Annotated in this window: 16 protein-coding genes; 7 read left to right on the plus strand and 9 right to left on the minus strand. The window is 28.9% G+C overall.

Annotated features, from left to right (window positions below; translation table 11 throughout):
* Positions 1-78: 78 nt before the first annotated feature.
* The 3 genes from FHS04_RS07590 to FHS04_RS07600 all read left to right on the plus strand — a co-directional run bounded on the left by FHS04_RS07590 (position 79) and on the right by FHS04_RS07600 (position 3,904).
* Positions 79-444 carry a BlaI/MecI/CopY family transcriptional regulator gene (locus FHS04_RS07590; RefSeq protein ID WP_106679881.1) on the plus strand — a complete coding sequence of 122 codons (366 nt, stop codon included), beginning with the start codon at positions 79-81 and terminating at the stop codon, positions 442-444.
* 2 nt (positions 445-446) lie between these two features.
* Positions 447-2,690: a M56 family metallopeptidase gene (locus tag FHS04_RS07595; protein WP_106679879.1), complete on the plus strand. Its 2,244-nt coding sequence runs from the start codon at positions 447-449 to the stop codon at positions 2,688-2,690.
* A gap of 113 nt (positions 2,691-2,803) precedes the next feature.
* A complete protein-coding gene (locus FHS04_RS07600) occupies positions 2,804-3,904 on the plus strand; it encodes a DUF4407 domain-containing protein (RefSeq protein WP_106679877.1) in 1,101 nt (366 codons plus the stop codon).
* A gap of 53 nt (positions 3,905-3,957) precedes the next feature.
* On the opposite strand, the gene FHS04_RS07605 is transcribed toward FHS04_RS07600, so the two are convergent.
* The 3 genes from FHS04_RS07605 to FHS04_RS07615 are packed head-to-tail and all read right to left on the minus strand — an operon-like array spanning position 3,958 to position 6,261.
* Positions 3,958-4,536, minus strand: a complete 579-nt coding sequence (locus FHS04_RS07605; RefSeq protein WP_027880946.1) for a PhnA domain-containing protein — start codon at positions 4,534-4,536, stop codon at positions 3,958-3,960.
* 36 nt (positions 4,537-4,572) lie between these two features.
* A complete protein-coding gene (locus FHS04_RS07610) occupies positions 4,573-5,064 on the minus strand; it encodes a glycosyltransferase (protein ID WP_106679875.1) in 492 nt (163 codons plus the stop codon).
* A 15-nt stretch (positions 5,065-5,079) separates the two neighbouring features.
* Positions 5,080-6,261: a response regulator gene (locus tag FHS04_RS07615; protein WP_106679873.1), complete on the minus strand. Its 1,182-nt coding sequence runs from the start codon at positions 6,259-6,261 to the stop codon at positions 5,080-5,082.
* A gap of 180 nt (positions 6,262-6,441) precedes the next feature.
* Between FHS04_RS07615 and FHS04_RS07620 the strand changes: the two genes are divergently transcribed.
* The 3 genes from FHS04_RS07620 to FHS04_RS07630 are packed head-to-tail and all read left to right on the plus strand — an operon-like array spanning position 6,442 to position 12,250.
* Positions 6,442-9,531, plus strand: coding sequence for a hypothetical protein (locus FHS04_RS07620; protein WP_106679871.1), 3,090 nt, complete (start codon positions 6,442-6,444; stop codon positions 9,529-9,531).
* Positions 9,531-10,745 (plus strand): Ig-like domain-containing protein, encoded by a 1,215-nt coding sequence (locus tag FHS04_RS07625; RefSeq protein WP_221184966.1) that lies wholly within the window; start codon positions 9,531-9,533, stop codon positions 10,743-10,745. The genes FHS04_RS07620 and FHS04_RS07625 overlap by 1 nt, the downstream gene beginning before the upstream one ends.
* Positions 10,739-12,250, plus strand: a complete 1,512-nt coding sequence (locus FHS04_RS07630; RefSeq protein WP_106679868.1) for a glycoside hydrolase family 2 TIM barrel-domain containing protein — start codon at positions 10,739-10,741, stop codon at positions 12,248-12,250. The genes FHS04_RS07625 and FHS04_RS07630 overlap by 7 nt, the downstream gene beginning before the upstream one ends.
* 32 nt (positions 12,251-12,282) lie before the next feature.
* On the opposite strand, the gene FHS04_RS07635 is transcribed toward FHS04_RS07630, so the two are convergent.
* The 3 genes from FHS04_RS07635 to FHS04_RS07645 form a co-directional block, all read right to left on the minus strand.
* On the minus strand, positions 12,283-13,494 hold the full coding sequence (locus FHS04_RS07635) for a glycosyltransferase (RefSeq protein WP_106679866.1): 1,212 nt from the start codon (positions 13,492-13,494) through the stop codon (positions 12,283-12,285).
* Positions 13,495-13,614: 120 nt separating this feature from the next.
* Complete coding sequence (locus FHS04_RS07640) at positions 13,615-14,862, minus strand: oligosaccharide flippase family protein (RefSeq protein ID WP_106679864.1); 1,248 nt, start codon at positions 14,860-14,862, stop codon at positions 13,615-13,617.
* A 36-nt stretch (positions 14,863-14,898) separates the two neighbouring features.
* Positions 14,899-15,168, minus strand: coding sequence for an STAS domain-containing protein (locus FHS04_RS07645; protein WP_027880938.1), 270 nt, complete (start codon positions 15,166-15,168; stop codon positions 14,899-14,901).
* Between the two features lie 138 nt (positions 15,169-15,306).
* Between FHS04_RS07645 and FHS04_RS07650 the strand changes: the two genes are divergently transcribed.
* Positions 15,307-17,373, plus strand: coding sequence for a tetratricopeptide repeat protein (locus FHS04_RS07650; RefSeq protein WP_106679862.1), 2,067 nt, complete (start codon positions 15,307-15,309; stop codon positions 17,371-17,373).
* 55 nt (positions 17,374-17,428) lie between these two features.
* Here the strand turns inward: FHS04_RS07650 and FHS04_RS07655 are convergent, their stop codons facing one another.
* The 3 genes from FHS04_RS07655 to FHS04_RS07665 all read right to left on the minus strand — a co-directional run bounded on the left by FHS04_RS07655 (position 17,429) and on the right by FHS04_RS07665 (position 21,519).
* A complete protein-coding gene (locus tag FHS04_RS07655; protein ID WP_106679860.1) occupies positions 17,429-20,050 on the minus strand; it encodes a DUF6923 family protein in 2,622 nt (873 codons plus the stop codon).
* A 115-nt stretch (positions 20,051-20,165) separates the two neighbouring features.
* Positions 20,166-20,660, minus strand: a complete 495-nt coding sequence (locus FHS04_RS07660) for a CAP domain-containing protein (RefSeq protein WP_106679858.1) — start codon at positions 20,658-20,660, stop codon at positions 20,166-20,168.
* Positions 20,661-20,811: 151 nt separating this feature from the next.
* On the minus strand, positions 20,812-21,519 hold the full coding sequence (locus FHS04_RS07665) for a LytR/AlgR family response regulator transcription factor (RefSeq protein WP_106679856.1): 708 nt from the start codon (positions 21,517-21,519) through the stop codon (positions 20,812-20,814).
* Between the last annotated feature and the right edge of the window lies 1 nt (position 21,520).

Here is a 21,520-nt window from a genome sequence, read left to right on the forward strand (position 1 = left end):
CACTCAAAATTCGTTCTACGTTTGTAGAATTCATTTTTATATTCTACATTTGTAGAGGTTATTCTAAAAACATAGAACATGCAGTTATCAAAATCTGAAGAAGAATTAATGAGTTATTTATGGCAATTAGAAAAAGGCTTTATGAAAGACTTGCTAGATGCCTATCCAGAACCAAAACCCGCAAACACAACAGTTGCGACGCTTTTAAAACGTATGAAAGACAAAGGTTTTGTGGCTTACAACAAATTTGGAAACTCAAGACAATACTATCCTTTAGTTAAAAAGAAAGACTATTTTTCTAAGCATGTAAATGGTTTGATCAAAAACTTTTTTAATAACAGTAGTACGCAATTTGCTTCATTTTTTACCCAAGAAACCGATTTAACAAAAGAAGAATTAGAAGAACTACGCGCTATTATTGACCATCAAATTAAAAACAAATAATCATGGGTATTCTGCTATTAAAATCATCGGCATGTTTGGCTATTTTAATGCTATTCTACAAAATAGTTTTAGAGCCGTTAAACCATCATCATTTTAAAAGATTTTATCTATTAGCTGCGCTTTTACTATCGGCAATCATACCTTTTATTACATTTATTAAATATGTAGAACCAACTTTTGATTTTGGTATTTACGATCCAGAAAGTATGACTACACCACCATATTTTCCTGCAGAATTACCGACAATTACAGAAGAACAACCAAGTACATTTTTACCGACACTTTTATGGACAATTTATGCTATTGGTGTCATTATATTTTCAACGCGATTTATTTTAAATCTAATTAAAATTTCATCTAAAATTAAAAGGCATCAAAAGGTTAAAACATCTATTTTTATTAATGTCCTAATTGAAAAATTAGCTATTCCGCATACATTTTTCAACTATATTTTTCTTAATAAATCTGCTTTTAAAAATAACAAAATTCCGAAAGAAGTTTTATTACACGAACAAGCACATGCTAAGCAAAAACATAGTTTAGACATTTTGTTTTTAGAAATCTTACAGGTTATTTTTTGGTTTAATCCACTACTCTACTATATAAAAAAAGACATTAAACTTAACCACGAATTTTTGGCCGATCAACAAGTTTTAAAAAGTGGTTTCAACTTAAAAAATTATCAAAATCTCTTGTTAAAGTTCTCATCAAACCAAAAAGAGTTAGCATTGGTTAATGCTATCAATTATTCATCAATCAAAAAACGTTTAACAATTATGAACACACAAACATCACAAAGAACAAAATGGCTTAGAAGCCTATTAATACTACCTGTATTGGCATTGCTTTTATTTAGTTTTAGTCAAACTAAAGAGGTTAAAAAAAATATTGAACCAAAAAATGAATATAATGAAACTGAAAAGCTTTATGCTAGAAGCATATCCATCAAAGTTATTAAGGAAGGACAATATTTAATAGATGGTTTTCTAGCTAACAAGAAAAACTTTGTAAAGACCCTAAATCAATTACATCAAGATATTTCTAAAAGTGAAAGAGAAAAAGTAATAAATATACATGTCGATAGTCCAGAAGAAATCTCTGATAAAGAAGTTTGGTTTATTTTTAATAATGTTCAAGATTATGGCTATCATAGAATTGTTGCATATAATCAAGAAATTATTAGGTCTAAAAGAAATACTCCTTTTAAATTAGAAGATAATATTGGTTTAGAAAAGAATAATAAACAAACCTTAGAAATCAATCAAAATCCATTATCTCTTAAACTAAATGGTAAGTCGACTAGTTTAGAAAATTTGAGATCAGATTTCATAAACTTATTTGGAAAAAAGGATGTTAAATTACAGATAAACTCAAAAGGTAAAAGTCTAGACTATTCTATTTTAGAAAAGGTAACTGTAGAGTTACAAGGTTTATATAAATCAATAGAGTTAAGTCATGGAATTACTATCAATGACAAAACACATAAAGTTTCTCCAAACAAAGATTACTCTTTCAATGTTATAGAAAAGAAAAAAACTACACAAGACAAACAATATCCAATGTTAGGTATGTCTGTTTTTAAAGGTAATCCTATTTATGCTAATAAAAAATTGATCCAAGCAAGTCAAGTTGCTGTAACAACAGAAAAGAAGGTATTAAATTTTAAGTTTAAAGTACCAGGGAAACCAACAGTAAAAGTTGAAGGAAATTTACTTAATGAAGAAGCTATTAAGTATTTATTAGATGCTAAAGAAGACAGTACTATCCAATATTTTGACATTAAACTTGAAGATGGTAGTAAAGTGCCTTCTATGATAGTAATTATAAAAAATCAACCAAGTAAAAACAATAAAAAGACAATTCCGTTACCGCCGCCACCAGTAGCACATAATGCTACTAAAGAGCAAAAAGAAAAATATAAAAAAGAAAGAGAAGAATATTATAAAAAATATAAAATTATAGATGGTAAACCTACAAAAATACCAACGCCATCAAAGCCAAATAATTTAAAACAGGTACCAAAACCACCAAAACCAAAATCGCCTTTAAACACAGTTGTTGAAATGGCTAAAAAAGGTGCTACTTTTTATTACAACAATGAAAAAATAACCTCTGATAAAGCTATAAAACTTTTAAAAGAAAATAAGAACTTAAATATATCTTCCAATACAAATAATGGAGTATCGGTGGTTCATATTTCAGATAAACCCATAAAAATTGTAAATGGTAAAGTAGTAAATGAATAAAAATAAAAAATCCATTCAATTTTGTTGAATGGATTTTTTATCAATTAATGTAACATTTCAGTGTAATTTACGTTCTAATTAGCATCATCCATCAATCAAAAAACAATCACATCATGTTACAACAATTCTTTATTATTTGCTCTGGCGCAGATATTAACATCTTAAAAAATGCGTCTTCAAGCGAAAAAAACAAATACGCAGGTATTGGCGCAACGGTCTTTTTCACAGCACTAATGGCGTTTATTGCATCTGGATATGCGCTATACACCGTTTTTGACAATCTTTTTACAGCCATATTTTTTGGACTAATTTGGGGATTACTCATTTTTAATTTAGATCGTTTTATTGTCTCTACAATTAAGAAAAGAGATTCTTTTTTAGATGAATTTTTACAAGCATTACCAAGACTAATTTTAGCTTTAATTATCGCTATAGTTATATCAAAACCCTTAGAAATGAAGATTTTTGAAAAAGAAATCAACCAAGTTTTACTAGAAGAAAAAAATGCAATGACGCTTGAAAACCAAGAACAAATTGCACTTCAATTTTCTCCTAAAGAAACAGAACTAAAACAAAATATCGAAGATTTAAAGTCCGAAATTGACACCAAAGAAGCCGAAGTAAATGCACTTTACGACACCTATATTAGTGAAGCCGAAGGTACTGCAGGAACAAAAAAACTGGGTAAAGGTCCTGTTTATAAAGAAAAAAGAGACAAACACGATGCTGCTTTAGCGCAATTACAACAACTAAAAACAGATAACAAAGCAAAAATTGCAGCTATCGAAACGCAATTAGAGCAACTTCAAAACAACTATCAAACACAAGTTAATAATACACAACCTATTATTGATGGTTTTGATGGATTAATGGCGCGTGTTAATGCCTTAAACAAATTACCTTGGTTACCTTCGTTTTTTATATTTCTATTATTTTTAGCTATTGAAACAGCACCGATTTTCGCAAAATTAATTTCACCTAAAAGTGAATATGATTTTAAATTAGAAGATCAAGAGACTGCTGTAAAAACATTAGTACAACAACGTGTTGAAGAGCGTAAACTAGCTTTACAAACCGACTTTAAAATTAACGATAAAGTTTACACAGATTTATCTGAAGAAGACGAATTATATCAATTTAAACGCAAAAAAGCTAGAGAGCTTATGCAGTTACAAGCAGACGCTTTTTATAAAAGTCAGCAAAAACTATTATAAAAAAAAGCCCGATTTTCAATTAGAAAATCGGGCTTTTCTTCATTTTAAAAATATTAATTCTTTTTTACATATTCTGTGATAATCACAATTTGTTGTCCCCCAACTTTACCTTCAATATAATTAGCATTTTCATGATCTACACGTATGTTTCTTACAGCTGTTCCTTGTTTGGCAACCATGCTAGAACCTTTTACTTTTAGGTCTTTTATTAAAACAACGTTATCTCCGTTTTCTAGTAAAACACCATTAACATCACGATGTATAATTTTTTCGCTTTCGTCTTTATCTTCTCCTGTTGCTCTTGCTAATGCTAAAGCATCTTCATCTAAATACATCATATCCAACAGGTCTTTTGGCCAACCTTCTCCTCTTAATCGTTGTAACATACGCCATGCCATAATTTGGACAGCAACATGCTCGCTCCACATACTATCGTTTAAACAACGCCAATGGTTTGGATCCATATCGGTGTTTTTTTCAATTTGATTATAACATGTGTCACAAACCAAAACGCAAGTGTCTACGCTTTCGTTTAACGAAGGTGGAATTGTGTATTGTTGTAAATTTGAAGAAGATCCACACAACTCGCAAGTTGATTGACTTCTATCTTTTAACATTTGAAGTACGCTCATTTTAAATATTTGAGAGCAAATGTATAAATTAATAAATCATAATTTACTTAATCTTTGAAGATTAATAAAAGCATTATTAGTTTTTAATGTTTTTAAATAATCTACTAAAGAAAACATGCTTTTAAATATTGAATTTTGCTTCTTAGCCTCAAAAACACTTTTATTATAATTTAAAATATCTTCTTGATTATCTACAATTGCATGTATTAAAGCATTAAGACCATGGTATTTTGTATTAAGTAAATTTGTACTAACATAGGCTATTTTATCTAAGTTATAGCGACTATTCATAAACCTTGCTCCTGCTCTAATTGCAGATATATCTGATTTTGTTTTTTTAATATTTACAAGTGAAACATTATCACAACGATCGGCAATGATTTCTAATATAAAAGCTGTATTATCCCTACTGTTATTGTTAACAAAACATATTTTTAAGTCTGAGACTTTAATTATATTTTCTATAAATATAGAAGGGTTTACATCCTTTGCATTATTGTGAAATATTATTATTACACCTGTTTTCATCTTAAAATTACATTTTTATACAGTCTTTAAATTTGAAGCGCTGTTTACTTTTTTACTTTTTGGAGATCTATATACCCATGCAATTTGACCTAATTGCATAACTATTTTTACTGAATCCTTCATTGATAATTTAGATCCATCTGCGTGTATCCATCTTTTTAATGGCTGCTCGCACAATAAAGTTTTTGCTTTTTCTAAACCAAAATGGTGACTCATTCTTTTAAAAATTTCGACATCAAAAATCCATTGCGTTACAAATTTTTCTCCAAATGCTATTTGAATAACATCTTTACTAAAAATTTTTGCTCCACATTGTGTGTCTTTAAAGTCCATTTTTAGGATCTTTCTTATAATGTAGTTAATCGTTAAGCTTATTATTTTTCTTGCAGACTCTTTAGTTATGTTTGCTCCCATTCTAGAGATCCTTGATCCACTAACAATCTTAAAGTTTGATGTTTCTATAGTTTTTACTAAATCATCAAAATCTGCTAAATCTGTAGATAAATCTGCATCTAAAAATCCTATGTAATCTAAATCGTCTTTTTTAGCCATATGTAACATACCCAGTCTTACAGCTTCGGCTTTACCTCCATTTTTTTCGCAATCGTAAACTGTTATAAAGTCTTCTCTTCCTTTTTGTAAATCTTTTAATACTTTTAAGGTATTGTCCTTACTACCGTCATTAACAAAACATAAATGATAACCAGAGTACTTGTCTATGTAGTTTAAAAACTCATTACTTAACAAGCGTTCTTCTTCATTATAACATGGTATAACAACACCAACGCAACGCTCTTGTATAACCACGTCTGATGAAGACTCTACTGCTTTAGTTTCTGGTTTTCCTATTAACCTTTTTATCCTTGCACTAATTTCGTTAAGGCTTAAAGGTTTTTTCATGTAATCGTCTATACCTAAGTCAAAACCATCTGTAATGGTTTTATCTTGTGTATCTCCTGACAGTACTACAATTGGTATATTAGAATTTTTAGTTTGTCTTATATATTTTACAACATCTAACCCAGGTACACCTGGCATATTAATGTCTACTATTACTAAATCTGGTTGAAAACTATTAAAGGTATCTATACCTGATGTACCGTTTGTTTCTATTTTTACGTCGTATCCTAACTCTGTTAGTCTCTTTTGTAGTGGAAGTAAGACTAGTTGTTGATCGTCGATAGCTAAAATTTTCATGAGATATGAGTTTTATTGTTGATTACAGTTCAAAAGTAGCTTATTATGAAGCTCTTAAACGTTGGTTTTAGTCTAAGCTATTGTTATGTGTCGACGAATGGTTAAATAGTATAGATAATTAAAAATCAAACCCTTTTTTTATTTATTTATATTTACACTCATAAAGATTTTGCTTTATTGATGAAAGAAACGTCTAATAAATTTTTAATTGCAGCTTTACTTTTAGGTTTAGCTTTTCATGGTAGTTCTATATTTTTTACTTTAGAATATACTTATGATGCGTTAATTCATTTATTTTTTGCAGATCATTATGCTAATAGTTGGTTTGAACCATGGAATTATGAGTGGTATACAGGTTTTACAGTACAAAGTTATCCGCCATTAGTACATCAATCTATTGCTTTATTATCTTATGTTGGCGGACTTAAATTTGGCATGTTTACAGTAGCATTAATTGCTATTGTTTTATTTATTACTGGTACATACAGATTTTCGTTATTAATTACTTCTAGTAAAAAAATAGCTGGTTATGCTTGTGTGCTTGCTACATTTTCTTCTTCGTTTGTAGAGACTTTACATATTTTTGGTCAATTACCTAGCATTGTTGGTGTTTCTGTTTTGATGCATGCTTTACCAGAAATCTACTTATGGCTAAAAACCGGTAAGAAATGGTATTTAGCTACATCTTTATCTTTAATATCTGTTACAGTTACTTCCCACCATGTAACGCCTATTTTTGGGATGGTCTTTTTTATTTTTCCTTTAATTGGAATGGTCTTAATGGATGTGTCTAAAGATAAAACTGGATCTTATAAAGCTGTAACTTTTAAAGTGTTTTTAAATAGTTTTTTTAAGCTATTTAAACGCATTGTCGTTTTTGGTTTTTCTTCGTTAATTTTAATTATTGGATGCATTATTCCGTATTGGTTAAATTCTAAGACTAACCCTATAACTCAAGTACCAATACCGCATGGATCTAGAGATAATTTTTTAGAAATAACTTCTTCTGGATTAGTGTTTTTCTTAATTCCTTGGGGAGTTTTATTAGTGCTTTTACCTTATATTTTTTATAGATATTACAGTAAACGATATTTATTTTTTGGGCTTTCTATAACTATCTGTACCATATTAGGTACTGGAGGCACAACACCAATACCCTTAAAAATGTTAGGCGAAACCGCTTTTAACATCTTAACATTAGACAGGTTTACACTTTGGGCTTCTATAATGTCTATTCCTTTGTTAGGAGAATTTGCTTACCGTTTTGTAGAAGGTGATTTAAAAGCACTAATTCAACAAAAATTTGGTGCAGTTTACCACAGAATTATTGGTGGTATTCTGGCTGGATTATTTGTATTTATGGTAATTTTTACAATGAGCTTGGGGTATTTTAGACCTTCTCAACCTCAAAAAATAAAAATGCTACCTATTGTTAACTTTTTAAATCAAGACGACCATGATAAATGGCGTTTTTTAACATTAGGATTTGGAGACCAAATGGCTTGGCTAAGTGCACAAACTAGTGCAATGACTGTAGATGGCAATTATCATTCTGCAAGGCGTTTACCAGAATTAACCACAAGACCTATAGAACGTCTTGAAAATTCAAAATTTAAAGGCGTAGCTGGTATTGGGTCTTTACAACAGTTTTTAACAACTCCAGAAAAATATAATTTAAAATACATATTTTCAAACGATAAGTTTTATGACCCTATTCTATACTTTTGTGGTTGGCAGCGGTTAAGACAATTAGAAAATGGTATAATGGTTTGGGAGCGATTAAATATTCCTCCTGTGTCTTCTATTTTGCCGAAAGAAGACGTTGCTAAATGGCTTAAAATACATTGGGGCATAATGCCTTTTTTAACTGTATTAGTTGCATTTATTTTAAATATTCAAATGCTTTGGGTTATTATGCTCAAAACCCGTAAAAAAGAATTACCTGAGTTTTTAAAACATAATTTTGTTTTTAAAAAATTTAACAATAATATATTACGATTAACACATCTTTGGTCATTACTTCTTGCTGGTTTTATTATTTACGGCATTTATCTTTTCTACTTAAAAAATGACTCTCAATTAAGTCCAAAAAACGCTTTAATTGCTTACTATGATGCTTTAGATTTTAAAGAGTTTGAAAAAGCTCATAGCCTAATAGATCCTAATAGTAACTTAAGTATTGCGCAATATATGCTAGAAGTATCAGTAACAGATGGTTTATTGAGTAGTTATGCTAAGATGGACGAGATTAAAACTGATATAATAAAACATAGTGATAGTACTGCTACTGCAAAAGTAATTACGCAATGGATTACTCCTTTAGAAAAAATAGAGCGCGTAGACCACAAAACTTTAATTAAACAAAAGGGTAAATGGTATTTAAAACCTGATGATCTAAATAACGACCTACCACCAGATCAACTATATAATGCTAATCAAACTAAATATTATAATCAAGGACGTAGACGTGTAACTACAGAACAAACACATCATGAAGATGTTCTAAAACAACCTGTTTTAGAAATTACAGACGCAAAACTTGTAAAAAATAATAATAGCTATGCTATTATTGGTCAAATACAAAATATAGACAATGTCCCTGCAGATGTAATTATTAAAGGCACATTATACAATGACGATAATAAAATGCTAGCTACCTACAATGCTAAATACCATATGAAGCATAAATTAATGCCTAAAGAAACAACTAACTTTAGAATTGAATTTGAAGGCATAGCGTGGTCTAAAACAAAAGACTCTATACCAGATACTTTTAATCCTGACGAATTTACACCTATTGAGTTAGAAGAGCAACCTACAAAATTCAACTTACAAGCAGCTGGTAATGTTACAGGAAGTGACCTTTATAAAAGTGTTGCCTTAAGTAGTTTAAAAATTACCGACAGTTTGATTTCGGGAAGTGTATATAATGGAGGTATACAAGAAGTAACTATACCTCAGCTATTGATTAGTTATTACGATAAAGACAAAAACTTATTATGGGTAGATCATCAATTTATAAAAGATGGTATTAGACAACAACGTAAACAAACTTTTAAATACAAACTACTAACTAACAACAACATAAAAATTATAAATCAATCTAAAGACAACCTTTTTGTTAATGGATTACCTAATGCAGATATAGCTAGAAAAATTGTTTCAGATAGAATAACAAATCATACAGATCAAGTTTTACAACCTATTAATCATCCTGTTTTTAAGTATATTAAGGTTGAAATTAACTCATACATTGGCAATCCGTTTTAATGAAAAGTAAGATAACATACCTGCTACTTTTTTCTTTTATCACAATAAAAGCCATTACTATATTTAGTAGTGAATCTAAACCTATTTACAGCTTACTTAATAAAAAGAATATTTATACTGCTAACGATTCTGTTTTATTAAATTTTAGCACCAATACTGACGGCAAACCTTCACTTTACGTAACTAACAGTTATGGTTCTACACTTATACAACCTACTTTAACTAATAATGTGTTAAAGTATAAAATACCTAAATCTTTTTCATCAAAAAAAGGAATACTACATTGGAAACTTTTAGACAATAAAGCTTCTCTTGAAGGAAGTATTAAAATCAAGTCTTTAGAACAAGTAAAAAATATTGAAACCTATATTGGTCCACCAAGTATAAATGCAGGAAAAACAGACTATAGTATGATTGTAGTTATCCCAACAGATAGTTTAGACAATCCAATAAGAAAAGATGAAGAAGTAATTATAAAACATCAATTTTTAAATAAAAAGTATTTGGACGTTATAAAAACAGACAATCTAATTGCTTACAAAAATATCTATTCTAAAGATAAAGATGGACGTTTATTAATTTCATCAGAATGTAAAAACACAGCATCAAAAGAATTTACTGTTTTCGTAAAACCATCTATTCCTAAACCGTTTAATATCTATTCCGAAAGAACTCATAATTATGCAGACGGTAACCAAATTACAACATTAAAAACTTCAATTATAAAAGACAGTTATAACAATATTGTTAGCGATGGTACTTATGTAACTTTTTACATCACAGATAAAAACAACAATAAACTACAAACTACAGGCACGACAATTAATGGTATTGCTACAGCAAAAATCATTAACCCTGATCATGAAGATTCCTGGAATATAAAGGCTTACATAGACGGTATTACAGAAAGTAACTTGATTACATTAAAATTTGAACAAGTTGTAAAAAACATACCATACACTATTACTAATAACAACCGTACTATAACTGTTGGTCCTATAAAAAGTTTTATGAATCAATTTATACCTGATGGACTTGAAGTACAATTGGAAATAAAAAAGGATAATGACATTATAAATATTATAGAAAAAACTTCTTTTAATGGCTATGTTACTTTTAATTTAAAAGAAGATATTTATAAAGATGACATCTATAACTTAACTATAAAAACAGCTGGTTTATCAAAAAACATTAAAGACCTAAAACTATGGTAAGTTTAAATAAAAACATAATCAGGTCCATTTTAATAATATCGTATATCATTGTTATTGCTTTAATAGTTTCTGGAATAAGCGGATTATTTAGTTACCTAAATACAGGAGCAGATCGTAGTAAGATGCTACATACCGAAATTAAAAAAATAGAACAATATCTTCCTAAAGTTATATGGCAACCACTAAATAATGAAGGCAGAAAAATGGATAATCAAAATCTAAATGCCATACAAAACGATTATTTAGATGCATGGTACGTAAAACAAGTTGCTTATAACTCTAATAAAAAAGCTGGAATTAAAGACTACTACACAGACCATGCTAGAAAAAATTTATACCAAACAATAGATTACAATGCTAATAATAATACAAGAGTAAATGCTACGACTATTAAGCATAATTTAAATTTAGATTTTTTTAGTGAAGATGGGCAGTTAGCAGTTATAACCGATAAAGATGTTTTAGAGTATAAGCAAGTATACAATAAAGACTCTTTAGTTTTAGAAACCAAAGAAACTTCTACATATAAAAGCATATTATTATTAGAAGATGGTTTTTGGCGAATAAGACACACGGTAAGACAAAATTTTACACCAATAAAATCAAAATTAAACCCACCTATTGATTCGTTAAATATCAAAGGTATAAATTACTATCCCCAAAATTCTCCTTGGGCTATGTTTGGAAACCTTTTCGCTAAGGACACTTTAAAAAAAGACTTTAAAATAATAAAAGATGCAGGCTTAAATACCATAAGAATCTTTGTCCAATATGAAGACTTTGGTAAAGCTGATGTAGACAAAACTAAACTTAAGCAATTAAAAACTACTTTAGACATAGCAAAACAACATAACTTAAAGGTTATTGTTACATTATTTGATTTTTTTGGTGACTATGCTGTTTTAAATTGGACGCTAAACCATAGACATGCCGAAACTATTGTAAATAGCATAAAAAACCATGATGCTTTATTAGCTTGGGACATTAAAAACGAACCTAACCTTGATTTTAAATCTAGAGGAAAAGCTAATGTTATTGCATGGCTAGATAACATGATAGATGTTGTTAGATCTGTAGACAGCATAAACCCTATAACTATAGGTTGGTCAAATACTAAAAGTGCTACTATTTTAAAAGATAAAGTAGATTTTGTTTCATTTCATTATTATGAAGATTTAGAAGAGTTAGACTCTAAAGTTATTGCATTAAAGAAAGAAATAAAAAACAAGCAACTTGTACTTCAAGAATTTGGAATTTCCTCTTACTCTGGTTTTTGGAAACCTTTTGGTAATAGTAAAGAAGATCAAGCTAGTTATTACAAAAAAGCCCAAGAGATTATTGCAAAAAATAATTTACAATTTATGTCTTGGACTTTATACGATTTTAAAAATATACCTAAAGAGGTTGTTGGTAGATTACCTTGGCGTAAAAACGCTCAAAAGCATTTTGGCTTTATCGATAAAAACGGTAATAAAAAACCTGCATTTAAGTATATTACTAATTAAAAATTAGTTAGTTTTTGGGACAAAAAAGCTAATTACGCATTTATTACTGTATTAGTTTGAGGGTTCTTTTTTTTAATAAGTTTATCAAATTGCTCTAAATACATATCAGCAATTTTTTGCATAGGATAAGCTGTTGCTGCTTTATAGTTTGCTTTTCCTAAAGATATGCGATAATCTTCATTTGTAACTATTGCTTCTATTGCATTTGCTAAGCTATCTATTGATGTTGGCTCAAAAAATTCTCCTTGATAACCTTCATCTTGAACTAAAAGTGCTAAATCTCCTAAATCTGGCATAACTACTGCTTTACCATAGCTACCTGCTTGATGTAACACTCCAGAACTACCAGTTGTTGATGTATAAGGAAAAACAACAACTGCACTTTCTTTAAACAGAGTTGGCACTTCTTCTTCTTCAACATAACCAGTATATCTTACTTGTGGTACATGGTTATACTTTTGTTTAACACCTTCTAAATAACCAGGCACATTTGGATTGTCAGTACCTGCTACAACTACCTCTAGATCTAAACCAGTTTTTTCTCTTACCTTAACAACTGCTTCTATCATTGCTTCTACCTTTTTGTAGGTTCCAAATTTACCAAAGGTCATGATTTGTAATGGTCCATCTGGCAAAGTGTATTCTGGTTGTTCTTCGGTTACTTCAAAAGTACCGTGTGGTATTTGAACCACATTTGTGCTTTTATATTTATTATTTAACACATCTACGTATTTATGCATTGTAACTGCTACGGTATCTGCTTTTAATATTAACTTAGTTAAGCTTGTACCTATAAAGTTATACACGTTTTGTAGCAACTTGTTTGATGTAAATCCTGCTTTTCCTAAATCGACCTCTTCTAAGATATTATGTAACAAAACAATGTTTGGTATCTTTTTTAATCTACACACTAATGGAAGCATTAATCCTAATGCAGCAGGTACTTTTTTATCACCAAACTTCATAAATTGCAAATTAAACAATACTGCATCTGGTTTAGTTTGGTTTAATGCTTTGTTTACTGTAAATAAGTTTTTGTAGCTATTAAATTCCCAACACTCTTTAACTGAAACTCTACAACCGTTTTTCACAAAATCTATATCCTTAGCACCTTCTGTTTTATCTGTTAGTAAAACTACTTCTGTTACTTGATCTTTTTGTCTAAAATGCTTTACTAAATGATAAGCGTATTCATTTAAAGTTACTTTACTTGGTGGATATGCTGTTACGATTGCTAGTTTCATAATATTAAATTTTAAATGATTTAATTACAATACAAATTTGATGATATTAGATTATAAATCTCTGTGTATTAAGATTAAACGCAAGTATCTGTAGACAAATGGAAAGAATGTTAAGTTTGACTACTTTTTTATTTCTAAACCTGTTATATAAAAAGTTAATTGCACTAGTAAGAGTAATACCATTGCTATGATTTGCATGTAAACCACTTCTTCTAATGTGCCATGAAAAAGAAATATTAGTACTACCTGTAAAACTCCAAACACTGCAGATATTAACACTGGCACATACTTATCTAAAGACAAATAGTAATAAGCAAAAATATTAGATAATGCAAATAAGCCAGTTGCAGTAGCGTATTTCCATAATAATGGTGCTACGTCCAAATATTGTTCTCCAAATAATAAAGTAATAGCTAAATTAGGAAACAAAGCACATCCTACAATTATTGTAATAGCTATTGCGGCAATATACAATATATACTTAAACAATATTTTTGATGGGTCTTTACCTTCCTTTTTTAATTGTACTACCTCTGGTAATAATAACATTACAAACATCCATGCTATAAAATATACTATACGTCCAATCAAAGCTAATGATGCATAAAGACCTGCATCATGAGATGGGAAATAATGCTTAACTAATAAAATATCGCTATTATTGATTATAATTTGTGTAAGCTCGTAAAATGCAGTAACTAACAAGAAGTGCTTTATAGCTTTTTTATCTGATGCTAGAAGTTGACTTTTAATGTTTAAATTGAAGTTTTTGGTATTAAATGGTATTAGACCAAATACAAAAGACAACAATATACCAATAGCTATAACTATTGAACTTTTTAAACCCAACAAGTAAATTAACGAAATTGTTAACACCAATCTACTAAGCATTTCTAGTTGGTATGTTATAGATAACTTTTTAAATTCCTTTTTACCTTGATACACACCTCTATTTACGCTCATTACAAAATATAAAGGCACGCCAACACCAAAAATGATAAACATAGATGATGAAGATGTATTAAAAACTGTTTGTAGTTGTCTAGAAAAAATAATAATCAATATACCTAAACCAATACCTATAGCTGTTGAGTTTTTATAGATTGTGGTCAAAAAGTTGATTAAAACGTTATTCTCTAATAATACTGAAAACTTAGCGGTAACTAATTGAAATGTCATTGCTACAAAAGATAACACCAATAAAAATGTTATTAATACAGCCGCATCTGCAAATTGTGCTGGGCCTAAAATACGTCCTAATAATAAGTTATATAAGTAATTACCACCGTTTACCAATAGCACACTTAACATAAACAATTGCTCTTGAGAAATTTTTAAGGACTTAATCATCTTAATAGATTGCTGCATAACAAATTACAATAAAATCAATTAATTATATTCTTTTTATTTACTTCTTAATTCTTCATAAATCTCTTTACACCCTAAACCTGTAATGCAAAGTTTTTTATTACTAGATATGGCATTATCGTATAAGTTTCTTATAGCTTTCATACCACTTGCATCTATTTTAGAAACCTTATCTATATTTAAGGTAAGATCTTCTAAATTAGTTAGCATTAATTTTAAGTGTGTTTCAAAGCTTTTTACTGTAGACGTATCAATTCTACCAACTATTTCAAATAAAGTTTTGTCTCTTGTTATTGTTAATGCCATAATTTTTATCTTTAAATTTATTTAAAGCAAATATCTACTTAAACAATAAGCTTAATTGATGTATTTCGATAGATTGCAAATAACTGTAGATGAATAAACAAGCTATTTACCTCAAAAAGCAATAAATAAGTGTCACTTATGAAATTAAAACATACTATTAGCCTACTAATCTTTCTTTTTTGTTACTCTTTAAACGGACAAAATATGCAAGAAGGCTTTTCTTATTTAGAGTCTGGAGATTACAAAAAAGCTGAAAGTTATTTTAAAGATATTTTAATAACATATCCTGAAAACAAAACAGCTAGACTTTGTTATGGAAGAGCTGTTGGATTAAATGGTGACCCCAAAAAAGCATTAACTTTATTTTCTAATCTAGTAAATGATTACCCTGAAGACTTTGAGGTTAAATTAAATTATGGAGAATCTTTATTATGGAATAAAAATTACACAAAAGCCAAAACCTACTTTAAAAAACTAATTATAGAACAACCCAAAAGTTTTCCTGCATTACTAAGTTATGCAAACACTTTATCTAACTTAAAAGAATATGACGAAGCTCTAAATTATGTAAACAAAGCTTTGTCTGTTTCAAATAATAATCCAAATGCCTTAACCTCTAAAAAATATATCTACCTAGGTTACGCTTATAAAAAACAACAAGAACAATCTTATGAAGAAGCAGAAAAATTATTGCTAAAAAATTTAGAACTTTTTAATAATGATAAAGAGACTTTGTTAAACTTGGCTAATCTATATTTAATTGTAAACAAATTAGATTTAGCTCAAAACACTTACAATCAATTAAAAAACAAAACACCTCATACAATAGAAGCTTTAAATGGATTAGCTTTAGTATATCACTTAAAAGGAAAAGAAAAATTAGCATTAAATACTAGCAAAGAAGCCTATCAAGCATTAAACCAAGCAAGCAACAAGTCTTTGACCAAACAAACTACAGAACGCTACATCCAGGCATTAATTTGGAATAAAAAATACAAAGAGGCTAACCGTTTAATAAACAATTTAATTAAAGAGCAGCCTAATAACAATTGGATACTAGCCTTAAGAGCCACTTTAAATATATATAAAAGTGACTTTAAAAAGAGTTTAACAGATTACAATACTATATTAAAAAACGATAGTACTTCTTTTGATGGCAATCTAGGTAAAGCAAACACATTAAAAGCATTAAACCAAACCAATCAAGCTTATAAATCTGCGCAACAAACATTAAATATTTATAATAATCAAAAAGATGCTTTAAACTTTATTAAAAACATAGAAAATAATTTTACACCTTTTTATGAAGGAAAAGCTTCTTATTCTTTTGACAACGGAGATAATAATGCTGTAAGTTTAAGTAACAGTTTACAATTTCCTTTAAGTACAAAACTGAAACTTCAAGCAGACTATATCTATAGAAAAACAGATAATAAAGTTACTAATTTTAACGCGACTTCTAATGATTTTACTTTAGGCGGATCTTATAAATTAACAAATACAATAACTGCAAATGTTATGGCAGGTATATCTAGTGCAGATGCAAATAATACTAATTACAATCAGTTTTTAACTGATGTATCATTAGATATAAAACCTTTTAAGTTACAGCAATTAAAAGTTGGGTATAAGAGAGACTTACAAAATTTTAATGCCGAATTATTAAATCGTCAAATTGTTCAAAACAATTATTATGCTAACTACAGTTTAAATACCAACTTTAATTTAGGCTGGTTTACTCAATATTTTTATACTAGTCAAAATGATCAAAACAACAGGCATTTATTATTTACATCTTTATACTACAACATCCTAGCTAAACCATCTCTTAAAGCAGGTCTTAATTATCAATATATCACATTTAAAAATCAAGTTCCGACTATATATTTTTCTCCAGAACAATTTAATGCTGGAGAAGTATTTGTTAATCTAATTAAAGATGAAAATGTAGCTAAACCTAAAGAATGGTTTTACGAGCTTACAGCTGCTACAGGCTTACAATTTATAGAAGATAACGAAAGCCAGAGCACTTACAGAATACAAAGTAAATTAGGATATAAATTTTCTGATAGATGTTTAGCTAATATATTTGGTATAAGAAGTAATATTGCGTCTGCTACTGCAGCAGGATTTACTTACACAGAAATTGGTGTTAGGTTTAAATGGTTAATTTTTAAAAGACCAGTTTTTAAATTATCAGAATAAAAAAAGGTAAAAGCATTGCTTTTACCCTTTCTTCGCTATTAATCAACAATTAAAGTTACCTTATCAATAACTTTAAACTTTTATAGTTAGAGTTTACACTCTCTAACTTACATATATATAATCCCGAACTTAGGTTTTGTCTTTGTATTGATACTTTATTTTTACCTACACTAGCACTTACTTGTTGGCTGTAAACAACCTTACCTAATTGGTCATAAATAGATAGTGTTAAGTTTTCTTTTACTGTAGCATTAAAGTTTAAGCTAGTAACCTCTGACATTGGATTTGGATATGCAACTAATGTGTTTTGGTTAGTTTCACTCTCAAAATCCGAAACTGATAATGCTAAACCTCTTTCAAACCTTAAATCTTGTAAGTTCATTTCTTTTGTTTGTGTAGAGCCATCTTCGCTAACCATTGTAAATACTAATGTTACAATATCATCAGGATCAATTTCTGCACTTAAATCTGAATAAAAATCTGAAAACGGTAACGAAAAACTCGTATAATTTTCAGTTAGATTAACTGTAGCTTTATATTGTTCATTCCAATTTGTAATACTTTGTTTTACTAAAGCAACTTCTAAACTACCTGTTCCTTTAGCTTTAAATTTTAAAACGTTGTAATCTGTAACATCTACAGCTTTAAACCTTGGTGTTAATGCACGGTAGGCTGCAAAATACGTATTAGTTGTTGCGTTTAAGGTGATATTTCTTTCTATAGGAAAAACATCTTCTGCAAATGGGATTGTATTTGGTTGCACTTCATAGTTATTAACTATTGTATTTGGTTGTGCATCATCAATACCCCATGGACCATCAGACATAAATAAATCGTCAGGAATATTTACACCATCTCCTATTCTAAATCCTATATCAAACAAGTTACCAGTTGGTAATTGCACATTAGTAATATAGTTTTGGTTTAAATCTATTGTAGAAGTTGTATAATTAAAATCATTAGTTTCTGATGTTCTATATCCAGCGTCAAATGTTACACTATTAGTAGCATTACTATTAATAATTTGCAAGTCTAACATACCATTGATATACTTTCCTTTTCTTACAAACACTGTTGGTGCTTCAGATAGATTATAATTTGTTATGGTTTTTTCGGCATCTAATAAATTTAATACCTCTTGTGCTAGTAAGTATAAATCGTCTACAGAATCTGACCAAATTTGAAAGTTGTAAAAAGTCACATTTTCTTGGTATAAATCTAAATTCCAGTGACTTTCAACTTCAAAGTTAGCTTGATTATTTACTTCTTTTGCAGATAGACTTAAGACATACTCAAAACTTCCGTCTATGTTTTTTATAATTGATTTTACAAACTCTTCATCGTTAATCATTATTGTTGAAATAGAAATCAACTCAGCTCCTAACAATCTATCACAAATATATTTTGTATGCTCGTATACACCATTTTCAGTTTTAAGAGCTAATATTGAAGCTATAGAAGCATCATTTTGATAATAATCTACAGAGAAAACCTCGGTTGCATTTGTAATATTTAACAAATCTGTTGGTGTAGACTCGATTGCAAAATCTTCATTTATAGTTGTTAAAGGTATAAAATCTTGAAGGGTAAATGATGTATTAGTAGAAGCACTTTCTGCTGTATTTACTGATCTAAAATTAGATTGAGAGTTGTTTTTTGTAAATCTTTTTGCTTTTTTAGGATTGAACTTATAACCTGATTTAACTCGATTATAGTTTCTTTTGTTAATAGCTTTAGATAATCTACCATTACTTTCTAATCCACCATCGTTTGCAGTAGTTGGAGGCAATATAACATCACAATTTCCAAACCCAGAACAAGAAGGATCGTCACAATCAACAAGTCCGTCGCCATCATCGTCAATACCGTTGTCACAAATTTCTTGTAATACTGGTGCTGTTGGACAACGTGCTCCATCATTACTAGAACTTGCTGGACCAAAAGCAAATAAATTTGAATCTATAACAGATAAAGTGTTTATATCTTGCACATTTTGTATTACGTATATGGTTCCTGTTTGATTTGCAGACACATAAAAACGACCATCTGCATCAAAATAAACAGCGCCATATGTATAATTTAATCCTGTTAAAATTGGTACAACACCCAAAGCTGTTACTTGACTAGTTAAAGGATTAATACGATAAAGTATGTTAGTCCCTTTTTCTACTGTATAAATATTTCCGTCTACAGCGTTAAAAGCCCAATCATGTACATTAATATTTTGACTTAAAGTTTCTGTAGATATATACTGACCGTAATTAGCAGATTGTGGATTTAAATCTATTTTGTAATAATCTGTTCCTCCACTTTTTAAATAATATATACCATCTGCACTAATATCTCCTACATATCTATTAGAGTTTGATAATTGTGGAATGGTAAAGTTAGTGACTTGAAAATCTTGACCTATTCTAATTATTGTTTGTGTTGGTGTATTTAATGATCCCCAAATAAATCCATCTGCTGGATTATATGCTGCTGCATTTATATTTCCAGGTGTTACATCTTTAGCAACCTCATAAGAATTACCAGAAGCTAGATCTATTGCGTAAACATCATTTTTTTGAAATAAATAAGCATTATAATCACAATTGAATGGCGTGTCTTGTGCAATAGCTAATTGACCTATTAAAAGAGCGATTAATATTTTAGAAAAAAGTAATGTTTTATTCATGATTTTGGGTATTAAATCTTTAACAAAAATAATATAGGTTAAGAGAGTTTATTAGTGTTTTTCGTTTACTACTATTACTCTAAAGTTAAATGGTAGTTAACTATCGATAAATGGTTTATCGCTTTAAAAATATATTGGTATAGTATCTTTTACCACTTGAGTCTACATCTGAATATACACCTATATCAGATAATGATGATTGTTCTAAATTTTGCTTATGCAAATCACTATTTAACCATGCATTAAAAACTGTTTGAGCAGTTGTATAACCATAAGCTACATTTTCTGACACATGTATTGCGTTAACAGTAACTTGTAGATTTTGCTGTCTTAAAAAGAAGAAGTCATGACTAGGTTGACCTTGATCTATCATATACTCACTGTGCGCTTTTGCTTCTAAACTAGCTATATCTAGCAAGTTTAATTTTGACAACCCTAAATCTTCTCTATGAGAATTAATTAGTTGAATTATTTCTAAGTCTATTGAATTATAATTTATTTCTGTTGAAATATCAGGATTAGTATCGTTTTGACTTGAAATATCTTCTGTAGAACAAGAAGTTATTAATACTAATAAAAGAAGCAGTAATGGTTGGTATATTTTTGACATGTTGTTAGGTTTTATATTTCTAACAACAAAATTATTTTTTATGCTACTTTACAGTTAAAGTATTCGATTAGTGCTTTTTAAAGTATCGATGAATGGAATATTTTTTAAGTTTTAAATTTACAATTACCGTTTAACCGAGTTAAACTATCGATTAAAGTAAGTTTAAGCGTTTCATTAACTCTGGACGGTTAGATCTACTTACTGGTATTACATCCTTTTTTATTAATACACTATTATCTTCGATATCTATTATTTTATCTACGTTAATGATATAAGATCTGTGTATTTTTAAAAATAAACTATCTGGTAATTTATCGTGTATTTTTTTTAATGTACTATGTACTGTATAATTTTTTGTCTCTGTTTTAATATGAATATAGTCTCCTTTTGCTTCTACTAAGTATATACTTGGTATATCTATTTTAATAAGGCGTCTATCTATATTTACATACAAATCATTTACACCAGAGTCTTCTTCAGTCGGGTTTGTTGTAGCTTTAGATGTAAATGTTGCTGATTTTGCTTTATCTAATGCTTTATTAAATCGCTCTTGGGTTATTGGCTTAACTAAGTAATCTACAATACAATCATATTCAAAAGCTTGAATTGCAAAATTTGCATCTGATGTAGTTAAGATAATTTTAGGTGGATTTTTTAATGTCTGTATAAAATCAAAACCAGTAAAATCTGGCATATGTATGTCTAAAAATATTAAATCTACAGTGTTTTGATTTAAGTATTTTATAGCTTGAATAGCATTAGAAAACTCTTCTACCACATTAATATCTGGCACATTAGAGCTAAGTTTATTTATTATTGTTCTTGCTGTAAGCTCGTCATCTATTATTATACAATTCATT

The sequence above is a fragment of the Mesoflavibacter zeaxanthinifaciens subsp. sabulilitoris genome (assembly GCF_014191595.1).
In the GTDB taxonomy this organism is placed as follows: domain Bacteria; phylum Bacteroidota; class Bacteroidia; order Flavobacteriales; family Flavobacteriaceae; genus Mesoflavibacter; species Mesoflavibacter zeaxanthinifaciens.